At 69.5% G+C, this 21,092-nt stretch carries 17 protein-coding genes; 6 read left to right on the forward strand and 11 right to left on the reverse strand.

Annotation, left to right across the window (positions count from 1 at the left end; genetic code table 11):
• Window positions 1–2: 2 nt before the first annotated feature.
• From BLS95_RS48910 to BLS95_RS48950, 9 genes are all read right to left on the reverse strand, one after another.
• Complete coding sequence (locus BLS95_RS48910) at window positions 3–1,016, reverse strand: LacI family DNA-binding transcriptional regulator (RefSeq protein ID WP_245765742.1); 1,014 nt, start codon at window positions 1,014–1,016, stop codon at window positions 3–5.
• 34 nt (window positions 1,017–1,050) lie between these two features.
• Window positions 1,051–2,310 carry a multiple monosaccharide ABC transporter permease gene (gene mmsB / locus BLS95_RS48915; RefSeq protein ID WP_176993814.1) on the reverse strand — a complete coding sequence of 420 codons (1,260 nt, stop codon included), beginning with the start codon at window positions 2,308–2,310 and terminating at the stop codon, window positions 1,051–1,053.
• The gene (mmsA, locus tag BLS95_RS48920; protein ID WP_090946480.1) at window positions 2,310–3,839 is read right to left on the reverse strand and encodes a multiple monosaccharide ABC transporter ATP-binding protein; all 1,530 of its coding nucleotides are present in this window, start codon (window positions 3,837–3,839) and stop codon (window positions 2,310–2,312) included. The genes mmsB and mmsA overlap by 1 nt, the downstream gene beginning before the upstream one ends.
• Before the next feature lie 51 nt (window positions 3,840–3,890).
• The gene (chvE, locus tag BLS95_RS48925; RefSeq protein ID WP_090946481.1) at window positions 3,891–5,009 is read right to left on the reverse strand and encodes a multiple monosaccharide ABC transporter substrate-binding protein; all 1,119 of its coding nucleotides are present in this window, start codon (window positions 5,007–5,009) and stop codon (window positions 3,891–3,893) included.
• A 197-nt stretch (window positions 5,010–5,206) separates the two neighbouring features.
• A complete protein-coding gene (gene yjfF, locus BLS95_RS48930; RefSeq protein ID WP_090946482.1) occupies window positions 5,207–6,190 on the reverse strand; it encodes a galactofuranose ABC transporter, permease protein YjfF in 984 nt (327 codons plus the stop codon).
• Window positions 6,187–7,197, reverse strand: coding sequence for an ABC transporter permease (locus BLS95_RS48935; RefSeq protein ID WP_090946483.1), 1,011 nt, complete (start codon window positions 7,195–7,197; stop codon window positions 6,187–6,189). Before BLS95_RS48935 ends, yjfF begins: the two co-directional genes overlap by 4 nt.
• Entirely contained in the window at window positions 7,194–8,771 is a 1,578-nt protein-coding gene (locus BLS95_RS48940; RefSeq protein WP_090946484.1) for a sugar ABC transporter ATP-binding protein, read from the reverse strand. The genes BLS95_RS48935 and BLS95_RS48940 overlap by 4 nt, the downstream gene beginning before the upstream one ends.
• Before the next feature lie 66 nt (window positions 8,772–8,837).
• Window positions 8,838–9,815 carry an ABC transporter substrate-binding protein gene (locus BLS95_RS48945; protein WP_218136383.1) on the reverse strand — a complete coding sequence of 326 codons (978 nt, stop codon included), beginning with the start codon at window positions 9,813–9,815 and terminating at the stop codon, window positions 8,838–8,840.
• A 74-nt stretch (window positions 9,816–9,889) separates the two neighbouring features.
• The gene (locus tag BLS95_RS48950) at window positions 9,890–10,876 is read right to left on the reverse strand and encodes a LacI family DNA-binding transcriptional regulator (protein ID WP_090946485.1); all 987 of its coding nucleotides are present in this window, start codon (window positions 10,874–10,876) and stop codon (window positions 9,890–9,892) included.
• Between the two features lie 228 nt (window positions 10,877–11,104).
• Here BLS95_RS48950 and BLS95_RS48955 point away from each other — a divergent pair, with 228 nt between their 5' ends.
• Window positions 11,105–14,527 (forward strand): alpha-L-arabinofuranosidase C-terminal domain-containing protein, encoded by a 3,423-nt coding sequence (locus BLS95_RS48955; RefSeq protein ID WP_176993815.1) that lies wholly within the window; start codon window positions 11,105–11,107, stop codon window positions 14,525–14,527.
• Window positions 14,528–14,547: 20 nt separating this feature from the next.
• On the opposite strand, the gene BLS95_RS48960 is transcribed toward BLS95_RS48955, so the two are convergent.
• The gene (locus tag BLS95_RS48960; RefSeq protein ID WP_090946486.1) at window positions 14,548–15,294 is read right to left on the reverse strand and encodes a metallophosphoesterase; all 747 of its coding nucleotides are present in this window, start codon (window positions 15,292–15,294) and stop codon (window positions 14,548–14,550) included.
• A gap of 74 nt (window positions 15,295–15,368) precedes the next feature.
• Here BLS95_RS48960 and pdxR point away from each other — a divergent pair, with 74 nt between their 5' ends.
• From pdxR to BLS95_RS48975, 3 genes are all read left to right on the forward strand, one after another.
• Entirely contained in the window at window positions 15,369–16,790 is a 1,422-nt protein-coding gene (gene pdxR / locus BLS95_RS48965) for a MocR-like pyridoxine biosynthesis transcription factor PdxR (protein ID WP_090946487.1), read from the forward strand.
• Between the two features lie 63 nt (window positions 16,791–16,853).
• On the forward strand, window positions 16,854–17,054 hold the full coding sequence (locus BLS95_RS48970) for a DUF4236 domain-containing protein (RefSeq protein WP_090946488.1): 201 nt from the start codon (window positions 16,854–16,856) through the stop codon (window positions 17,052–17,054).
• 101 nt (window positions 17,055–17,155) lie between these two features.
• Complete coding sequence (locus BLS95_RS48975; RefSeq protein ID WP_245765743.1) at window positions 17,156–18,619, forward strand: pyridoxal-dependent decarboxylase; 1,464 nt, start codon at window positions 17,156–17,158, stop codon at window positions 18,617–18,619.
• A gap of 18 nt (window positions 18,620–18,637) precedes the next feature.
• Here BLS95_RS48975 and BLS95_RS48980 read toward each other — a convergent pair whose 3' ends face one another.
• Window positions 18,638–19,582, reverse strand: coding sequence for a helix-turn-helix transcriptional regulator (locus tag BLS95_RS48980; RefSeq protein WP_090946490.1), 945 nt, complete (start codon window positions 19,580–19,582; stop codon window positions 18,638–18,640).
• A 164-nt stretch (window positions 19,583–19,746) separates the two neighbouring features.
• On the opposite strand from BLS95_RS48980, the gene BLS95_RS48985 reads away from it, so the two are divergent.
• Together BLS95_RS48985 and BLS95_RS48990 are read left to right on the forward strand one after the other, a co-directional pair.
• The gene (locus BLS95_RS48985; protein WP_090946491.1) at window positions 19,747–20,268 is read left to right on the forward strand and encodes a nucleoside-triphosphatase; all 522 of its coding nucleotides are present in this window, start codon (window positions 19,747–19,749) and stop codon (window positions 20,266–20,268) included.
• 111 nt (window positions 20,269–20,379) lie between these two features.
• Window positions 20,380–21,054 carry a hypothetical protein gene (locus BLS95_RS48990; protein WP_090946492.1) on the forward strand — a complete coding sequence of 225 codons (675 nt, stop codon included), beginning with the start codon at window positions 20,380–20,382 and terminating at the stop codon, window positions 21,052–21,054.
• The last annotated feature ends 38 nt before the right edge of the window (window positions 21,055–21,092 follow it).

Consider the following 21,092-nt stretch of genomic DNA (forward strand, 5'->3'; position numbering starts at 1 on the left):
ACCTACCTGACGGGAGCGGTACTCGACCGCACGACGAAGCTGGGCCGGATGACGAGGCGCTCGTACGCGGTGTGCCCCACGTCGATCTGCCGCAGCAGCACCTCGATGCAGTGCCGGCCCACCACGTCGAAGTCCTGCCTGACCGTGGTGAGCGGCGGCGAGAAGAACTCCGACTCCGGGATGTCGTCGAAGCCCACCACGCTGATCCGGCCGGGCACTCGCACCCCCTCCTCGCTGAGGGCGCGCAGCACGCCGAGCGCCATCTGGTCGTTGGCCGTGAAAACGGCCGTGACGCCGCCCATCGCGGCCAGGCTCTTGCCCGCCTCATAGCCGGCGTGCGGGCTCCAGTCGCCGGCCAGCGGCTCGGGCACCGGCCGGCCGGCCTCCTCCAGGGCGGCGCGCCAGCCCTCCAGCCGGCCCTCGGCCTCCAGCCAGTCGGACGGGCCCCGCACGTGCCAGACGGTCTCGTGGCCGAGCTGCAGCAGGTGCCGGACCGCGAGCTTGGCGCCCTCCAGCTGGTCGATGCACACCACCGAGACGTCGGCGTTGTGCGTGCCCTCGACCGCCACCACCGGCAGCCCGGAGGGCAGCTTGACGAGGGCACGCGCTGCCGAGCGCTGCGGGGCGACCACCACCACGCCGTCCACGCCCTGCTCGGCCAGGTAGTCGATGGCCTCGCGGACGCTGGCCGTGTCGAGGGACTTCAGGCTGACGATGCTGATGAAGTAGCCCGCGGTCCTGGCCGCCTGCTCGATGCCGTAGATCGTGCTGGCCGGGCCGTACAGCTTGGTGTCGAAGCTGACCACGCCGAGCGTCCGGGAGCGCTTGGTGACCAGGGCGCGGGCGACGAGATTGCGCCGATACCCCAGCCGGGTGATCGCCGCCTCCACCCGGGCACGGGTGTCGGCCCGGACGTTCGGATGGTCGTTGAGCACCCGGGAGACCGTCTGGTGCGACACGCCCGCCTCTTTGGCCACGTCGGCCATGACCGGCAGGCGGCGCTTCGGGGTCGTCACGGGTCCTCCTTTCGCTGGGGCACGGCTTCGGCGATCAGCGGGCGGCACCGCCTCTGCGCTTGGTCCACACGTCGAAGGCGACGGCGGCCAGCAGCACGATCCCCTTGACCAGCATCACCCGCTCGCTGGGCGATCCGATCAGCGACATGCCGTTGTTGATGACCGCCATGATCAGGCCGCCGGTGATCGCGCCGACCACCTTACCGACCCCACCCTGTACGGCCGCGCCACCGATGAAGGCCGCCGCGATGGCGTCCAGCTCGAAGCTGTTGCCCGCCGTCGGACCCGCCTGGTTGAGCCGGCCGGCGAAGATGACGCCGGCGATGGCCGACAGCACGCCCATGTTCACGAAGATCCAGAAGACCACCGACTTGACCTTGACGCCGGACATGACGGCCGCCTGGAGGTTGCCGCCGATGGCGTAGATCTGCCGGCCGAAGACCGTACGGTTGGCCATCATCGAGTACGCCAGCACCAGCACCGCCAGCAGCACCAGCACCCACGGCAGGTTCTTGAAGCGGGCCAGTTGCACGACGAGGAAGAGGATCAGCGCCGCGCCGGCCACCAGCTTCAGCACGAACACCGCCATCGGCTCCACCGACTGGCCGTAGCCGCGGCGGGCCTCCCGGGTGCGCCACTGGGTGACCGCCATGCCGGCGATCGCGATCAGGCCGATCAGCAGGCTGAACAGGTCCGCGCCGCCGAGCGGCCCGAGGCCGATGTTGCCGAAATAGCCGTTGGTGAAGCCGTTGGCCAGCGTGCGGACCTGGTCGGGGAACGGTCCGATGCCCTGGTTGCCGAGGACCGTCAGGGTCAGCGCCCGGAACAGCAGCATGCCGGCCAGCGTCACGATGAACGCCGGGATGCCGAAGTAGGCGATCCAGTAGCCCTGCCAGGCCCCGATGAGGGCCCCCGCCACCAGCGTGATCAGCAGGGCCAGCGGCCACGGCAGGCCCATGTTGACCATGAGCACCGCGGACAGGGCCCCCGTGACCGCCACCACCGAGCCGACGGACAGGTCGATGTGCCCGGCGATGATGACGAGGATCATCCCGATCGCCAGGATCAGGACGTAGGAGTTCTGGACGATGATGTTGGAGATGTTCTGCGGCTGGAGCATCGCGCCGTCGGTCAGCACCGTGAACAGCACGACGATCAGCGCGAAGGCGATGTAGATACCGCTCGAACGCAGGTTGAGCGACAGTCCTCCCAGCGACACCCGGCCCGGCTGCCGTGGCGCTCCGCCGTCGCCCTTGGCGCCGACCTCCACGTCGGCGGGCGTGATGCTGCTCATCATTCCTGTCCTTTGGTCATGAGGTGCATGAGGCTTTCCTGGGTGGCCTCACGTCTCGGAACCTCGCCGGTGATGCGACCTTCGGAGAGGGTGTAGATGCGGTCGCACAGTCCGAGCAGCTCGGGCAGCTCGGAGGAGATCACCAGCACCGCCTTGCCCTGGTCCGCGAGGCGATTGATGATCGTGTAGATCTCGTACTTGGCGCCCACGTCGATGCCGCGGGTGGGCTCGTCGAGGATGAGCACGTCGGGCTCGGTCAGGATCCACTTGGAGAGCACGACCTTCTGCTGGTTGCCGCCGCTCAGCTTGCCGACGACGCTGTTGACGCTGGGCGCCTTGATGTTCATGCTCCGGTGGAACTCTTCGGCGACCCGGTACTCCTCGTTCTCGTTGACCCAGCCCCGCCTGGACAGCCCGTGCAGCCCGGCCGCGCTGATGTTGCGCTTGATGTCCTCGATGAGGTTGAGGCCGTACCGTTTGCGGTCCTCGGTGGCGTAGGCGATGCCGTGCCTGATCGCGTCCTGCACGTTGCGGATCTCGATCGGCTTGCCGTCCTTGAAGACCTTGCCGGAGATGTGCACCCCGTACGTACGCCCGAACAGGCTCATCGCCAGCTCGGTACGCCCGGCGCCCATCAGCCCCGCGAGACCGACGATCTCCCCGCGCCGCAGCATCAGGTCGGCCCCGTCGACCACCTTCCGGCCGGGCTGGCTGGGGCTGTAGACCGTCCAGTCCTCCACGCGCAGCGCCTCCGTGCCGATCTTCGACTCGTGCGGCGGGAAGCGGTTGTCCAGCGCGCGGCCGACCATGCCCGAGATGATGCGGTCCTCGGTCACGTGATCGGCGGCCATGTCCAACGACTCGATCGTGCGGCCGTCGCGGATGATCGTGACGGAGTCGGCGATCGCGATCACCTCGTTGAGCTTGTGGGAGATGATCACGCAGGTGATGCCCTCGTCACGCAGCCCGCGCAGCAGGTCGAGCAGGTGGGCGGAGTCGTCGTCGTTGAGCGCCGCGGTCGGCTCGTCGAGGATGAGCAGCTTGACTTCCTTCGCCAGCGCCTTGGCGATCTCGACGAGCTGCTGCTTGCCCACGCCGAGGTCGGCGATCATGGTGGTCGGGTTCTCGCGCAGGCCGACCCGCTTCATCAGCGCGCCGGCCTCGTAGTTGGTGCGGTTCCAGTCGATCCAGCCGCGCCTGGCGCGCTCGTTGCCGAGGAAGATGTTCTCGGCGATCGACAGTTGGGGGCTGAGCGCCAGCTCCTGGTGGATGATGACGATGCCGGCGTGCTCGCTGTCGCGGATGCCGCCGAACTCGCACTTCTGGCCCTCGAAGGTGATCTCGCCCTCGTAGTCGCCGAACGGGTAGACCCCGGACAGCACCTTCATCAGCGTCGACTTGCCGGCGCCGTTCTCGCCGCAGATGGCGTGGATCTCGCCCCGCCGGACGGTCAGATTGACGTCCTGCAGCGCCTTGACACCGGGGAACGTCTTGGTGATCCCGCTCATCCGCAAGATGTGCTCGGTCATATGTCCCTCATTCAGAGAGAGCCCCGGAGGCCGCGCCCCCGGGGCACACCCTTACTTGAGCTGGTCCTCGGTGTAGTAGCCGCTGCCGAGGATGACGTCCTGGTAGTTGCTCTTGTCCACGATCACCGGGTCGAGCAGGTACGACGGCACGACCTTGTTGCCGTTGTCGTAGTCCTTGGTGTTGTTCACCTCGGGCTTGGTGCCCTTGAGCACGGCGTCGGCCATCTTCACGGTCTGCTCGGCGAGCTTGCGGGTGTCCTTGAAGATGGTGGAGTACTGCTCGCCGGCGATGATCGACTTGACCGAGGCGAGCTCGGCGTCCTGGCCGGTCACGACCGGGTACGGCTGGCCGCTGGTGCCGTAGCCGGAGCTCTTGAGCGCCGACAGGATGCCGATCGACAGGCCGTCGTACGGGGACAGCACGCCGTCGACCTTGGTGTCACCGGTGTAGGTCTTGGTGAGGATGTCCTCCATGCGCTTCTGCGCGGTGGCCGGGTCCCAGCGCAGGATGGCGGCGGTCTTGAAGTCGGTCTGACCGCTCTTGATCACCAGCGTGCCGTCGTCGATCTTCGGCTGCAGCACCGACATGGCGCCGTTCCAGAAGAACGTGGCGTTGTTGTCGTCGGGCGAGCCGCCGAACAGCTCGACGTTGAACGGGCCCTTCTTGCCGTCCTCGACGCCGAGGCCCTTGAGCAGCGAGGTCGCCTGCTGCACGCCGACCTTGAAGTTGTCGAAGGTGGCGTAGTAGTCGACGTTCGGGCTGTTGCGGATCAGCCGGTCGTAGGCGATGACCGGGATCTTGTTGTCCGCGGCCTGCTGCAGCTGGGAGGTGATGGCGGTGCCGTCGATGGAGGCCACGATCAGGAGCTTGGCGCCCTTGGTGATCTGGTTCTCGATCTGGTTGGCCTGCGTGGGGATGTCGTTCTCCGCGTACTGGAGGTCGACCTTGTAGCCGAGCTGCTCCAGCTGCTTCTTGACGTTGTCGCCGTCATGGATCCAGCGCTCCGACGACTTCGTGGGCATGGTGACGCCGATCAGCGCGCCGGCGTTGCCGCCGGATGCCTGTGCGGAAGCCTCGGCGTCGACCGTCTTCGTGCTCGAACCACAGGCCGTCAAGGTCGCGGCGAGAGCGATGACGGATAGCACGCCCCCGATTCGTCCCAACCTCATGTGCACTCCTTGCGAAGGGGGTTGCGGCAGACGCGGTGGCTGCCGAAGGTGATGAATTCAGTCACAGAACGTGACGAATCAGAACAAAATTCGCGTTCGCTTCCGCCGATTGTTATCGCTAACAACAACTCTGTCAACGGCGGTGCCGTGCCTCCCCTGGAATCGTTAGGCAACCTTCATGATCGACCCGTCGCAGGTCAGCGCCGTGAGCGGGCGGAGAAGACCCGCTGTAGAAGGATGAAGACGAACAGCAGCAATCCAATGAAGATCTTCGTCCACCAGGACGACAGCGTGCCCTCGAAACTGATGATCGTCTGGATCAGCCCCAGCACCAGCACCCCGAGCACGGTGCCGAGCAGGAAGCCGCTACCGCCCGTGAGCAGGGTGCCGCCGATGACGACCGCCGCGATGGCGTCCAGCTCCATGCCCACCGCGTGCAGCCCGTAGCCGGAGAGCATGTAGAACGACAGCAACACCCCGCCCAGCGCCGAGCAGAACCCGCTGATCGTGTAGACGGTGATCTTCGTCCGGCCCACCGGCAGTCCCATCAGCAGCGCCGACTGCTCACTGCCGCCGGTGGCGTAGATGGAACGGCCCAGCCTGGTGTAGTGCAGCACGTAGACCGCCCCCAGCACCACCAGGGCCGCGATGAGCACGCTCGGCGAGATCCACAGGTCGGCGAACAGGTCGATCCTGTCCTGCGCGAACGCCGTGAACGTGGGGTCCTCGATCGGGATCGAGTCGGTGCCGATCGTGTAGCACAACCCCCTGGCCAGAAACATGCCCGCCAGCGTCACGACGAACGGCTGGATGTCGAAGGCGTGCACGATGTAGCCCATCACCAGCCCCAGCCCCGACCCGATGACCAGCACCAGCGGGATCACCAGGTACGGCGGCCACCCCGGCCCCGCCATGAGACTGGCCGAGATCATCGTGGACAGCGCCACCACCGAGCCCACCGACAGGTCGATGCCCCCGGTCAGGATCACGAACGTCATCCCCACCGCCACCACCAGCAGGAAGGCGTTGTCGATGAAGACGTTGAGGATCACCTGCCCGGAGGCGAACCCCTCGTAGCGGATCCCGCCCACCACGAACATCGCCACGAGCAGGCACCCGGTCACCAGGACCGGCAGGTACTTGGTGGGCACGCCGGTCCGGCCGAGCGTCATCGTGGTCATGTGGTCACCCGCACCCTTTCCTCGGAGGCGGCGCCGGGGAGCACCGCCCGTCTGCGCCTGCGGAACGCCTTCGCGCGGAAGGACGGCGACTGGATGAGGCAGACCGCCGTCACGACCAGCGCCTTGAACAGCAGCGTGGTCTCCGGCGGCACGCCGATCGAGTAGATCGTCGTGGTCAGGGTCTGGATGATCAGCGCGCCCAGCACGGTCCCGCCGAGCGAGAACCGGCCGCCGGACAGCGCCGTGCCGCCGATCACCACGGCCAGGATCGCGTCCAGCTCGATCCAGAGGCCAGCGTTGTTGCCGTCGGCGCTGGAGACGTTCGAGCTGATCATGAGGCCGGCCACGCCCGCGCACAGGGCGGCGAAGGCGTAGACCATGATGATGATCCCGCGGGCCCTGATGCCCGCCAGCCGGCTCGCCTCGGCGTTGCCGCCGACCGACTCGATCAGCATGCCCAGCGCCAGCTGCCTGGTCAGGAACGCCGTGATGGCCAGCACCCCGATCACGATCAGGATGCCGAACGGCAGGGTCAGCCAGTAGCCGCCGCCGATCACCTTGTAGGCCGGGCTGTTGATGGTGATGATCTGGCCGTCGGTGATGAGCTGGGCCAGGCCGCGCCCGGCCACCATGAGGATCAGCGTGGCGATGATCGGCTGGATGCCGATGCCCGCGACCAGGAATCCGTTCCAGGCCCCGAGCAGCAGGCTCAGCCCCAGTGCCAGCACCACGGCCGTGAACACGCCGGCGTCCTCGCTGATCTGCAGGCACGCCAGCGCGCCCGAGATCGCCACCACCGAGCCCACCGACAGGTCGATACCGCCGGTGGCGATGACCAGCGTCATGCCCAGCGAGACCAGGATCAGTGGCGCGCCGAAGCGCAGGATGTCGATCAGGGTGCCGTACAGGTGGCCGTCGCGGACCTGGATCGAGAAGAAGTTGGGCGTGAACACGTTGACGAGCAGCAGCAGCGCCAGCACCACCGCCGGCCAGAGCAGGCGTCTCATGAGTCTCGCCCTCCGTTCGCCATGACGTCGTCCGCCCCGCTCGCGGCCCCGTTGCCGGCGGCCCCGTTGCTCGCCCCGCCGCTCGCGATGGTCTCCAGCAGGACGTCCGTGGTGAGCCGGTCGTCGTTCGGCAACTCGGCGACGAGCCGCCGGTCGCGCAGCACCCCGACCTTGTGGCTGAGCCGCAGCACCTCCTCCAGCTCGGCCGAGATGAACAGCACCGCCATGCCGCCGTCCGACAGCTCCACGACCAGGCGCTGGATCTCGGTCTTCGCGCCGACGTCGATGCCCCGGGTGGGCTCGTCCAGGATCAGCAGGCGCGGCTCCAGGATCAGCCACCTGGCCAGGACGACCTTCTGCTGGTTACCGCCGCTGAGGTTGCCCACCAGGAGCTCGGGGTTGGGCGGGTTGATCTTGAGGGCTTTGACGTACCTGCCGACCAGCTCGTCCTGCTGCTCGCGGGGCACCGGCCTGGTCCAGCCCCGGGTGGCCTGGAGGGCCAGGATGATGTTCTCCCGCACGGTCAGGTCCGGGATGAGCCCGTCGGTCTTGCGGTTCTCCGAGCAGAAGGCGATCCGGTGGGTCATCGCCGTGCGGGGCGTGCGTAACGACGCCGGCGTGCCGCCGATCGCCAGCTCGCCCGCGCCCGCGTGGTCCGCGCCGAACAGCAGCCGGGCGATCTCCGTACGGCCGGAGCCGAGCAGCCCCGCGAGCCCGACGACCTCGCCCTCGTGGATCGTGAGCGTGAACGGCTCGATCGCCCCCTGCCTGCCCAGCCCGCGCGCCTCCACCAGCGGCCGGTCGAAGACCTTGGCCTCACCGTGCAGCCGTTCCAGCGCGGCCAGCTCCTGGCCGATCATCTTGGCGACCAGCTCGACCTGGGGCAGCTCGCGGGTGAGGAACTCCCCCACGAGCCGACCATTCCGAAGAATCGTCATACGATCCGAAATTTCGTAGATCTGGTCGAGAAAGTGGGAGACGAAGAGGATGGCGATGCCCTCCTCCTTGAGCCGCCGCATCACCCGGAAGAGCTGCTCGACCTCGTCCGCGTCCAGGCTGGAGGTGGGCTCGTCGAGGATCAGCACCCGGGCGTCGATGTCGATCGCCCGCGCGATGGCCACCATCTGCTGAATGGCCAGCGAGTACGACGACAGCGGCGCGGACACGTCCAGGCTCAGCTCCAGCCGCGACAGCAGCTCGGCCGCCCTGGCCCGCATCCGCTTCCAGTCGATGCGCCCCCGGCGGCGCGGCTCCCGGCCGATGCAGACGTTCTCGGCGACCGAGAGGTTCGTGCAGAGGTTGACCTCCTGATAGACCGTGCTGATGCCGCCCTGCTGCGCCTCCAGCGGGGTGCCGAAGGCCACGGCCCGCCCGTCGAGCTCGATGGTGCCCGCGTCGGCCGGGTAGACGCCGGTGAGCACCTTGATCAGGGTGGACTTGCCCGCGCCGTTCTCCCCCATGAGCGCGTGCACCTCGCCGGGCAGCAGCCGCAGGTCCACGCCGTCCAGGGCTTTCACGCCCGGAAACTGCTTGCCGATCCCGCTCATCGTCAGGACAGGCGCGGGAAGAGCCATTCGCCTCTTTCCTTCCGCCGCGATGCGGGCCGGCCGGGGGGCCGGCCCGATCAAATAGGTGTCGGATCAGTACTGGCGGGTGGACAGGACCTGCTTGGCCTGCTCCTGGGTGAACGTCGTCTCCTCGGTCACCACGCGGGCCGGCACCTGCTCGTTGTTGAGCACCTTCTTGGCCAGGTCCATGAGCTGCGGGCCGAGCAGCGGCGAGCACTCGACGATGTAGTTGATCTTCCCGTCGGCCAGGGCCTGCATGCCGTCCTTGACCGCGTCCACGGTGATGATCTTGATGTCCTTGCCCGGCACCTTGCCCGCGCCCTCGATGGCCTCGATCGCGCCCAGTCCCATGTCGTCATTGTGCGCGTAGAGCACGTCGATGTCCGGGTTGGACTTCAGGAAGGCCTCCATGACCTCCTTGCCCTTGGCCCGGGTGAAGTCGCCGGTCTGCGAGGCGATGATCTTGAACTTCGGGTCGGCCCCGATGACCTCCTGGAACCCGGCCTTGCGGTCGTTGGCCGGCGCCGAGCCGGTCGTGCCCTGGAGCTCGACGATGTTCACCGGGTCGGTGGCGTCCTTGTACTCCTCCACCAGCCACTGGCCGGCCTTCTTGCCCTCCTCGACGAAGTCCGAGCCGAGGAAGGTCTTGTAGAGGGACTTGTCAGGGGAGTCCACGGCGCGGTCGGTCAGGATGACCGGGATCTTGGCGTCCTTGGCCTCCTTGAGCACCGTGTCCCAGCCCGACTCCACCACCGGCGAGAAGGCGATGATGTCCACCTTCTGCTGGATGTAGGAGCGGATGGCCTTGATCTGGTTCTCCTGCTTCTGCTGGGCGTCGGAGAACTTGAGCGTGATGCCCGCGTTCTTGGCCGAGTCCTGCACGGACTTGGTGTTCGCGGTGCGCCAGCCGCTCTCCGCACCGACCTGGGAGAAGCCCATGGTGATCGAGCCGCCGTCACCGCCCGTGCCGCCGCCACCGCCGCTGCCGCAGGCCGCCATCGCCATCGCGGCGAGCCCCGCGACCACTAACGTCGAGATCCTCTTTAACACGTGGGGGGTTCCCTTCTAAATGTGAGCGCTAACATTCAGGGCTCGGCTCCTACCGCCTCCCCGACCACGACCCCCTATGCGTTCACGCGGGTCGTGCTGAGCCTGGTGACGAACCTCGGCGGGACCACGAGCCGCTCATGCTCCTGTGGGCCGCCTTGCAACTGCCGTACGAGCACCTCGATGCTGTGCCTGCCCACCGCGTCGAAGTCCTGTCTGATGGTCGTGAGCGGCGGCGAGAAGAACTCCGACTCCGGGATGTCGTCGAAACCGACCACGCTCACCTCCTCGGGCACTCTCACCCCCTGCTCGGTGAACGCCCGCAGCACGCCGAGCGCCATCTGGTCGTTGGCGACGAACACCGCGGTGACGTTCTTCATGCTCGCCAGGCTGCGTCCCGCCTCGTATCCCGAGCGCGGGCTCCAGTCCCCGGCGAGCGGTCGCGGGGCCTCACGGCCCGCCTCCCGCAGCGCGGCCCGCCAGCCGGCCACCCGCCCTTCGGCCTCCAGCCAGTCAGAGGGGCCCCTGACGTGCCAGACGGTCTCGTGGCCGAGCGACAGCAGGTGCTCGGTGGCGAGCCGGCCGCCCTCGACCTGGTCCACGCACACCACGGACACGCTGCCGGCCTCGCCACCTTCGACGGCGACGGTCGGCTTGCCGAGTGGCAGGTCCGCCAGCGCCTGCGCGGCCGAGCGCTGCGGCGCGACCACGACGACGCCGTCCACGCCCTGGTCGGACAGGTAGTCCAGGGCGTCGCGGACGCCGGCCTTGTCGATGGACTTGAGGCTCACGATGCTGACGAAGTAGCCGGCCGCCCTGGCCGCCTGCTCGATGCCGTAGACGGTGCTGGCGGGGCCGTAGAGCGTGGTGTCGAAGTTGACCACACCCAGCGTCCTGGAGTGCTTGGTGACCAGGGCGCGGGCGACCAGGTTGCGGCGGTAGCCGAGCTTGTCGATCGCCTCGAGCACCCTGGTACGGGTCTCGCTGCGCACGTTCGGGTGATCGTTGAGCACCCGGGAGACCGTCTGATGCGACACGCCCGCCTCCTTGGCCACGTCGGCCATGACCGGTAGTCGCCGCCCCAGGGTTGATCCCACAGCCGCGCTCCTTTCTGGCTTGGCCCTGACTGTGAACGTTAACAAAGGGTCCCGTCAAGGGCCCGCCAGATTACGGTCGGGTTACACGGACCCCCCTTGACGAGGGCGTTGAGCAGTCCTTACCTTGTCGCCGATCGGAGTTGTTAACGCTCACTCTTTTGTTAACGCTAACAACCCTTGAGGAGCCCCCCACTCATGACCCGAATCACCTTGTCGGCCCTGCTCCTGGCGGGTCTGCTGGTGGCGCCCGCCGGAGCCGGGCCCGCCACGGCCGCGGCGGACCCGATCCCGGAGGGCGCGGTCGTCGACCAGTTCGACGGCTCGGCCCTCGGCCCGGACTGGACCGTCTCGTCCCCCGACCGCTCCCGCTGGTCGGTCGCGGACGGCGCGCTGCACCTCGACACGCTCACCGGCGACACCCACCAGGCCACCAACAACGCCCGCAACCTCTTCCTCCTCGACATCCCCGACGGCGATTTCGAGGTCGTCACCAAGCTCAACGCCCCGGTGGCAGTCGACTACCAGAGCGCGGGCCTGCTCGCCTGGCAGGACTGGGACAACTACGTCCGGGCCGGGCTGGCCCACGTCGGCTTCGCCGGCGGGCCGGTGATCGAGACGGCCACCGAGGTCGGTGCCGCCTTCACCTCCGGCTTCGCGGCCCGGCCCGGCTCGGCGGCCGAGACGATCAGACTGGCCAGGACGGGCGACGAGTTCGTCTCCTCCTACTGGGACGGCTCGGCCTGGGTGGAGGCGGCCAGGATGACGGCCCGGCTCGACGTCAGGCAGGTCGGGCTGTTCGGGCTGTCGGCGCAGAACGGCACCTCGATGCGGGCCGACTTCGACTACCTCGCGGTCAAGGCCGCCGAGGGGCGGGCCGTCGTGCCGCAGGGGCCGTTCACGTTGCGGGCGGCGGCGTACCCGTACCTGACCGTGGACCGGTCCGGGGCGGTGCGGGCCGCGGCGAAGGCGTCGATGACCGGCCTGGCCGTCACCGCCGAGCCCAGCGGCGCGGGCGTGCGGCTGAAGGACCTGGCGACCGGCGGATATCTGCAGGCCACGCAGCCGCCCGACGGCCGCGTGCGGCTGGGCGGGACACCGTCGGTCTTCCAGCTCAAGGACGCGGGCGGCGGCAAGGTCACCGTATCCACCGGCGACAGGCCGGTCACGATCGACGGCGGCCGGCTCGTGGTGGGGACGGAGGCGACCAGGTTCGCCGTCGAGCGCTACGGCTCCGGGGAGCTCACCGTGGACACCGGGGCCCGGGGCACGAAGGTCAGCCCCAACCTGTACGGCGTCTTCTACGAGGACATCAACCACGCCGCCGACGGCGGTCTGTACGCAGAGCTGGTGCAGAACCGCTCGTTCGAGTTCAACTCCACCGACGAGCGCTCCTACACCGGGCTGACCGCCTGGACTAAGACCGAGCGCGGCGCCACCGCCACCCTCGCCGTCACCGGCGAGGCGCCGCTGAACCCCAACAACCGCAACTACCTGCGGCTGGAGGTCACCGGCGAGGGCACGGCCGGAGTGAGCAACGCCGGCTTCAACCGCGGCCTGCCGCTCAAGGCGGGCAAGCGCTACGACCTGTCGCTGTGGGCCAGGCGCGCCGACGGCGCCCCGCTGACGGTCACCGCCGAGGCGGGCACCGCCGTGCTCGGCAAGGCGACGCTGCGGGTCAAAGCGGGCCGCTGGGCCAGGTACACCGGCTCGTTCGTGTCGTCGGGCACCACCGACGCCGGCCGCCTGGTCGTCCAGGCCCCTGGCGGGCGGACCGACCTGGACATGGTCTCGCTGTTCCCGCGTGACACGTTCAAGGGCCGCGAGAACGGCATGCGGGCCGACCTGGCCACGATGATCGCCGACCTGAAGCCGCGGTTCCTGCGCTTCCCCGGCGGCTGCGTGACGAACGTCGGCACGTACGACCCGTACTCGCTCAACCAGGACCGGCGCCGCATCTACCAGTGGAAGGAGACGATCGGCCCGGTCGAGGAGCGGCCGACGAACTTCAACTTCTGGGGCTACAACCAGAGCTACGGCATCGGCTACTACGAGTACTTCCAGTTCGCCGAGGACATCGGGGCCGAGGCGCTGCCGGTGCTGTCGGTGGGTGTGAACGGCTGCGGCGAGAACCGGCCGCTCACCGACGAGGCCAAGCTGGCCCGGTGGGTGCAGGACACGCTGGACCTGATCGAGTTCGCCAACGGGCCGGTGACGTCGGAGTGGGGCAGGAAGCGGGCCGAACTGGGGCATCCCAAGCCGTTCGGGCTGGACTACATCGGGCTCGGGAACGAGGAGATCTACCCGGAGTTCTTCGCGAACTACCCCAAGTTCGCCGACGCGATCAGGGCCAGGTACCCGTCCATCAAGATCATCAGTAACTCGGGGCAGACGTCGCAGGGCGCCTGGTTCGACCGGATGTGGCAGTTCGCCCGCGACCAGCGGGCCGACCTGGTCGACGAGCACTACTACAACAACCCGGACTGGTTCCTGGCCAACAACCGCCGCTACGACTCCTACGGCCGGAGCGGGCCGCAGGTGTTCGTGGGCGAGTACGCCTCCCGGGGCAACACGTTCTACAACGCGCTGGCGGAGGCGTCGTACGTCACCGGCCTGGAGCGCAACTCCGACGTCGTGGAGCTGGCCTCGTACGCGCCGCTGCTGGCCAACGTGGACTACGTGGACTGGACGCCGGACCTCATCTGGTTCGACAACGATGAGGCGTACGGCTCGCCGAGCTACCACGTGCAGAAGCTGTTCTCCACGAACGTGGGCGACCGGGTGCTGCCGAGCACGTTCGAGGGCGAGGCCAGGCCGGTCGACGACATCAAGGGCGGCGTCGGGCTCGGCTCCTGGAACACGGCCGTCAGATACGACGACGTGAAGGTCACCGCGGCGGACGGCACCGTGCTGCTGTCGGACGACTTCTCGGCCGGCTCCGCCGCGTGGACGCCCGGCCGCGGCACCTGGGCCGTGCAGGACGGCGCATACGTGCAGACCGCCCAGACCGAGGACGCCAGGTCCACGGCGGGCTCGGCGGACTGGTCGAACTACACGATCGAGGCGACCGCCCGCAAGATCTCCGGCGCGGAGGGTTTCCTGCTGATGTTCGGGGTCCGCGACACCGGCACCTACTACTGGTGGAACGTGGGCGGCTGGAACAACACCCAGTCGGCCGTCGAGAAGGCCGTGAACGGTGGCAAGTCCTCGATCGCCACCTCCACCACGACCGTCGAGACCGGCCGCGACTACCGGCTCAAGGTCGTGGTGAACGGCCGGAACATCTCGACCTGGCTGGACGGGGAGAAGATCAACGAGTTCGTGGACAGCGCGGCGGTGGAGCCGCTGTACCAGGTGGTCTCCAGGGACGGGAAGTCCGTGACGCTCAAGGTCGTCAACGCGCAGGACACGGCCGTACGCGCCGCCGTGGACCTGGGCTCGGCCCGCTTCAGGCCGACCGCCACGGTGACGTCGCTGACCGGCGCGCCGGCCGACACCAACTCGATCGCCGAACCTGACCGGGTGGCGCCGGTGGAGTCCCGGATGGACGGCTTCTCCTCGGCCTTCACCTACGACTTCCCTGCGTACTCGGTGACGTTCGTACGCCTCACCGAACGGTGAGGTGAGGGCGGGGCCGCCCGCTACCGGACCACCCGGTAGTGGGTGGTCATCCGCCCCTCGTCGTCCAGGACGTGGAAGGCGACCAGCGGCGGCAGGTCGTGGTCCACGCAGGTCTCGAACGACGTCCCGCCCTCCCACGGCAGCTTCAGCGTGGACACGACCCCCGCGGCGACCAGCAGCGGCCGGCCGGCGAACGTCGTGGCGGCGGGCGTGTGCGCGTGGCCGACCAGCACGGCGGGCACGTTGGGCCGGGCGGCGAGCAGGTCCGCCAGCCGCTCGGGCCGGTGCAGCCTGATCCCGTCCACCGGCGGGCTGTGCAGCGGCACCGGCGGGTGGTGGAAGGCCACGAACACCGGCAGGTCCGTGCCGTCCAGCACGCCCTCCAGCCAGTCGAGGGTCTCCTCCTCCAGGTCGCCCGGGTTCTCGCCGGGGATGGAGGAGTCGCACATCGCGTAGACCGCGTTGGCGGTGCGGAGCACCTGGTTGACCGGCCCCGGCGCGGGCGGCTCGCCGAGCAGCACCCGGCGGAACTCGGCGCGGTGGTCGTGGTTGCCGGGGCCGACCAGGACCGGGTGGCGCGAGGTGAGCAGCTTGGCCGCCTGCTCGTACTCCGTGGCGCTCCCGTGGTCGGCGATGTCGCCGGTGACGAGCACGGCGTCGAGGTCGCCGGGCAGGTCTTCCAGGTAACGCATGACAGAAGCGGCGCGTCCGACGCTCTCGGGGGTGGCGCCGATGTGGATGTCGCTCAGGTGAGCGATCACGATCATGGAGGTGTCCTTCCGGATTCTGCCTGCTCACCTACCGTAAACCGGACGACGGACCACACGTAAGATCCGGTGCCGTGCGGGAAAGTTGGGCCGGTTCCGGAGTGGACCTGCATCTGGAGCTCCGTCCTTCGGGCGGGCGGCGGCGCGCGCTGGAGGACGCGCTGCGCGGGGCGATCAGGGACGGGCGGCTCCCGCGCGGCACCCGGCTGCCCTCGACCCGCTCCCTGGCGGCCGAGCTGGGGCTGTCGCGGGGGACGGTGAGCGCGGCGTACGACCAGCTCACCGAGGAGGGTTACCTGACGACCCGGCCGGGCTCGGCGACCCGCGTATCCGACATGTCGACCCCGGTCCCCGCCGCGCCGCCGCCTGCCGGTGTGCTCCCGGTGCCTTCGGCCGGTGCCGTCGCCTGGCGGGCGTCGCCCGGGGGGCCGGCTCATGACCTGCGTCCGGGGCTGCCCGACGTGTCGGCGTTCCCCGTACGGGCCTGGCTGCGCGCCACCCGCCACGTGCTGGCCACCGCGCCCGCCGAGATCTTCGGCGCCTGCGACCCGCGCGGCCGGATCGAGCTGCGGACGGCCCTGGCCGGCTACCTGGCCAGGACCCGCGGGGTGGTCACCACGCCGGACCTGATCGTGATCACCACGGGCTTCGTCCAGACCCTCAACCTGCTCGCCACCGCGATCGACGGCCCGGTCGCCATGGAGGACCCGGGCCACGACTTCTACCGCGAGGTCGTCCGCCGCACCGGGCACGACGTCGTCCCGCTGCCGGTGGACGAGCTGGGCGCGAGGACCGGCACGCTCACGCCGGACGTCGCGGCCGCCGTCGTCACGCCCACCCATCAGTACCCCATGGGCGTCCCCCTGCACCCCCGGCGGCGCCGCGCGCTGCGTGACTGGGCCGTCGGCGGCGGGCTGGTGATCGAGGACGACTACGACGGGGAGTTCCGCTACGACCGCCAGCCCGTCGGCGCGTTACAGGGCACCGCGCCCGAGCACGTGGTGTACTTCGGCACCACCTCCACGACGCTGGGCCCGGCCCTGCGCCTGGCCTGGATGGCGGTGCCGCCGGCGCTGATCGGCCCGCTCACCGAGGCCAAGCTGCACGCCGACGCCCACACCGAGGCGCTTGGCCAGCTCGTACTGGCGCGGCTGATCGAGACCCACGACTACGACCGGCTCATCCGCGCCGCCCGCCTGCGCTACCGCCGCCGCCGCGACCTGCTGCTCGCCCGCCTCACGGCCGCGCTGCCCGGCGCGCGGTTCCCGGGGGTCGCCGCGGGCCTGCGCGCACTGCTCCTCCTGCCCCCGGACGGCCCGGCGGAGGCCGACCTGCTGGCCGCGTGCGAGCGCCGCGGCATCGCCCTGCGCGGCGCCTCACCCCTCTGGCAGACCGCCGGTCCCGAGGGCCTGCTCATCGGGTACGCCGCCGCGCCCGAACGCGCCTACCCGCGCGCCCTCGACGCCCTGGCGGAAACGTTGAAGGACTTCTCGTGAACCGGGAACCCACCGGGCACGCCACCCGTTGTCCAGGTGAGCGCACGCTGACGGAGGAGGGACATGGGCTGGCACTACCGTAAGTCGATCAAGGTCGGGCCGTTCCGGATCAACCTGTCGCGGCACGGTGTCGGCCACAGCTACGGCAACCGGCGATTCCACATCTCGGCCACTCCCGACGGCCGCCGCCACGTGACCGTGCGGCTGCCAGGAGGCTTCCAGGTGGGCAAGACGTTCGGCAAGCGCCGCTACAGACATTACTGACCTTCGGCGGTCTTCGACCGCTTGAGATAGAACGGGCCGGGGGCGAAAGCCTCCGGCCCGTCCCCTTTTCCCGGTGGCGGCAATGCCTGCAAAGTGGTCAGATGAGTGCCCACATGAGCCCGGAGGAGTTCCGCCGCCACGGCAAGCAGGTCATCGACTGGATCGCGGACTACCTCGCCGGCATCGAGTCCTATCCCGTGATGTCCCAGGTCAAGCCCGGTGAGATCCGGCGCGCGCTGCCGCCGGAGCCGCCCGAGCACGGGGAGCCGTTCGAGGACGTGCTCGCGGACCTGGACCGGGTCCTGCTGCCCGGCATCACGCACTGGCAGCATCCCGGCTTCTTCGCCTACTACCCGTCCAACGCCAGCGGCCCGGCCATCCTGGGCGACCTGCTGTCCAGCGGGCTCGGCGTGCAGGGCATGCTCTGGGTGACCAGCCCGGCGTGTACGGAGCTGGAGACGGTCGTGGTCGACTGGCTGGCCGGGCTGCTGGGGCTGCCGGACCACTTCCGCACCGACGCGAGGGGCGGCGGCGTGATCCAGGACTCGGCGTCGAGCGCCTGCCTGGTCGCGCTGCTGGCCGCGCTGCACCGGGCGGGCGGCGGCCGGTTCGCCACGCACGGCGCGGACCGTCCGTACACGCTGTACGTGTCGAGCCAGACGCATTCGTCGCTGGAGAAGGCGGCCCGGATCACCGGGCTGGGGTCGGCGCGGGTACGGGTGGTGGACGTCGACCCGCGTACCTTGGCCATGGACCCCGGCCACCTGCGCGCCCTGCTGGACCAGGACGTGGCCGCGGGCGCGGTCCCGGCCATGGTGTGCGCCACGGTGGGCACCACCTCCACCGCCGCGATCGACCCGGTGGCCGCCCTCGGCGAGATCTGCCGCGAGCGCGGGATCTGGCTGCACGTGGACGCCGCCTATGCCGGGGTCGCGGCGATCTGCCCGGAGTTCCGGTGGGTCAACGACGGGGTGGCCGACCACGCCGACTCCTACTCCACCAATCCGCACAAGTGGCTGCTGACGAACTTCGACTGCACCGTGCTCTGGACGGCCGACCGCGCCCCGCTGCTCGGCGCGCTGTCGATCCTGCCGGAGTTCCTCATTAACGCCGCGACCTCCTCCGGCTCCGTCATCGACTATCGGGACTGGCAGGTGTCGCTGGGGCGGCGGTTCAGGGCGCTGAAGTTGTGGTCGGTGATCCGCTGGTACGGCGCCGAGGGGCTGCGCGCGCACATCCGCAAGGGCGTGGGCCTGGCGCAGGACCTCGCCTCGTGGATCGCCGCCGACCCGGGGTTCGAGGTGCACGAGCCGCATCCGCTCGGGCTGGTGTGCTTCCGCCCGCGGTGGCCGGGCCTGACCGGGGCCGCGGCGGACCAGGCCACGACCCGGCTGATGGAGCTGCTCAACGCCGGTGGGGAGCTGTACATGACGCACACCAGGATCGACGGCCGGGTGGTGCTGCGGATGGCCATCGGCGGCGTGGCCACCGAGCGGCGGCACGTGGAACAGGCATGGGAGCGGATCCGCCGGGAGCACGCGGCCCTGTCGGCCCCCGGCCACTGACGCCGATCCGAACCACCGTCATCCCTGATAGCGGGCGACGAGCTCCGCGCCGATCCGCGCCAGCTCGGCCCTGACCTGCTCCGGCTCCACCACTTCCACGAGCGACCCCCACCCGGCGAGCTGCTCGGCGATCGTCAGCGGCGTCGGGGCCGCCACCCGCGCCCTGATCCGCCCGTCCGCCTCGACGCCCTCGGGGTCGCAGTGCCGGCCGAAGTGCGAGCGCAGGATCGGCAGGAACCGCTCGGCGATGAGCACGGTGGCCGAGACCAGCGACCGCCGCCGTTCCATCTCGGCCACGACCTCCTCCCACGCCTGCGACAGCTCGAAGCCCGCGGGCCGCTCGAAGGTCCGGTCGGTCACGGTGGCCGCGGCGATCCGGTCCACCCGGAACGTACGCTGCCCGTCCCCGGTCCCGGCCACCAGGTACCAGACGTCGTCCTTTGCCACCAGGCCCCAGGGCTCGACCAGGCGCAGCGTGGGTTTCCCCGAGCGGCCCTCGTACCGGAGGCTGACCTGGCGGCGGCGTACGGTGGCGCTCTGCAGGGTCTGCACCAGCGCCGGCCGCTCGGGCTCGCGCTCGCCCCAGCCGGCCGGGTCGACCACCACGGCCCCGGCCGCCGCCTCGGCGTCGGCCCTGAACGTGCCGGGCAGCGCCCGCAGCAGCTTGCGCAGCGCCGACCTGAGCTCCGGCGCGACGGAGGCGGCCGGGCCGGCCAGCAGGAAGAGCGCCTGGGCCTCGGGCGCGGTGAGCCCCGTCAGATCGGTCCTGGCGCCGCCCACCAGCGACCAGCCGCCACCACGCCCGGCCTGCGGATACACCGGCACGCCCGCCGCGGACAGCGCTTCGAGGTCGCGGCGCGCGGTGGCGACCGACACCTCCAGCTCCGCCGCCAGCTCGGCCGCGGTCACCCGGCCCCGCGCCTGCATGAGCAGCAGCACCGCGACGAGACGATCAGCACGCATGCCCGCGATTCTCCCCCCGAACCTGCCCGATCTCCCCCCGAACGTGCCCGATCGACGAGCGCTTCGCCCCGGCGAACCGGCGCCCGGCCCCCCGTCTGTGGCCACCTGTGGCCGATCCCGCACGGGTTGTTCTCGCAGGGTGACGAGTCTGCGATCCTGTACCCGTGTCCAGGCCGCACATCCTGATCACCGCCCCGCCGCGCACCGGCAAGACCACCGTGGTCCGCCGCCTCGCCGACCTGCTGCAGGCGGTGGGTGTGCCGGTCTGCGGCTTCGTCAGCGACGAGCTACGCGAGCACGGCCAGCGGGTGGGCTTCACCGTGGAGGAGTTCGGCGGGCGCAAGACGGTCATGGCCCACGTCTCTTGGGCCTCCGGCCCCCGGATCGGGCGCTACGGGGTCAACGTGCCCGACTTCGAGCGCATCGCGTTGCCCGCCATGGAGCGGGCGATGACCACCAGGGGCGCCGTCGCGCTCATCGACGAGATCGGGCCCATGGAGCTGCTGTCGCCCGCGTTCCTGCCGCGCTGCATGGCGCTGTTCAACGCCGACCTGCCCGTGGTGGCCACGGTTCACCAGCGCAGCCATCCGATGCTGAAGACCCGTCTTGAGGCCGACCTGATCACGGTCACCCCGCAAAACCGCGACGAACTCCCGGAGACCCTGAAGCGACTGCTGTCGGACTGAGCCTCGCCCGGCTCGCCCGCACGGTGCATTAGTCGTGAATTATCGGCACCGATAATCGCTCGCGAGTGGCAAAGTATGGTGTCGAAAGGGAGCCGCAGAGTAGGATTAGCTATGGCGAAAAGGGTCAAAATAGGGCATTGGCTTTGGGTGGTCCCGCTCTTCATCGCCACGGGCTCCCTTTGCGTCTGGCTGTTCACCCTCGGCGCCAAAAGCGCCGAGACCTCGGCCATCCTTTCCCTTCTCGTCAGCATCCTGAGCGGGACATTTACGGCCCTCACCTATTTCAGGACCGTCAGCCCGCCGGCCACCCCCGAACAGCGCAGGATGATGTCACGGTGGGCCAGGAAATCACTGGCCGCCGGCCTCACCGCGGCTCTGGGCCTGGGCCTGGGCGCCTATTACTGGCTCGCCGTGCACAAGCTCGACGTGGACGTCATCGACCACCTGCCCACGAGGGAGTGGACCAGAATGAAGGCGAACTCCGCGATATCCATCCAAATCCCGGGGAAACCGCCAGAGCGCGACAATCTGGCCCTACGTTTCGCAATCGCGAACCGCTCGACCGTGGGCGACTGCGTCGTTCCGGCAAAACTCTACATCGAGCCGATCTTCGACAGGAGAGGGCCCGCGCCGGCCGACACCGCCCTGGCCATCCGCCCCTCGCAGGAGCTCCGCCTGGACGTCTCCGACGCGCTGGGCCACGTCATCATCAAGGTGACGTTGCTCGAACCCGACCTCTCCTGCACCGTCGATCTTCGGATCATCGAAGCGATCCTCTACAACTGACTCCGACCCGCAAGCGAGGTTTCCATCATCGATGGCCA

Origin of the sequence: Nonomuraea jiangxiensis (genome assembly GCF_900099965.1) — a bacterium.
In the GTDB taxonomy this organism is placed as follows: domain Bacteria; phylum Actinomycetota; class Actinomycetes; order Streptosporangiales; family Streptosporangiaceae; genus Nonomuraea; species Nonomuraea jiangxiensis.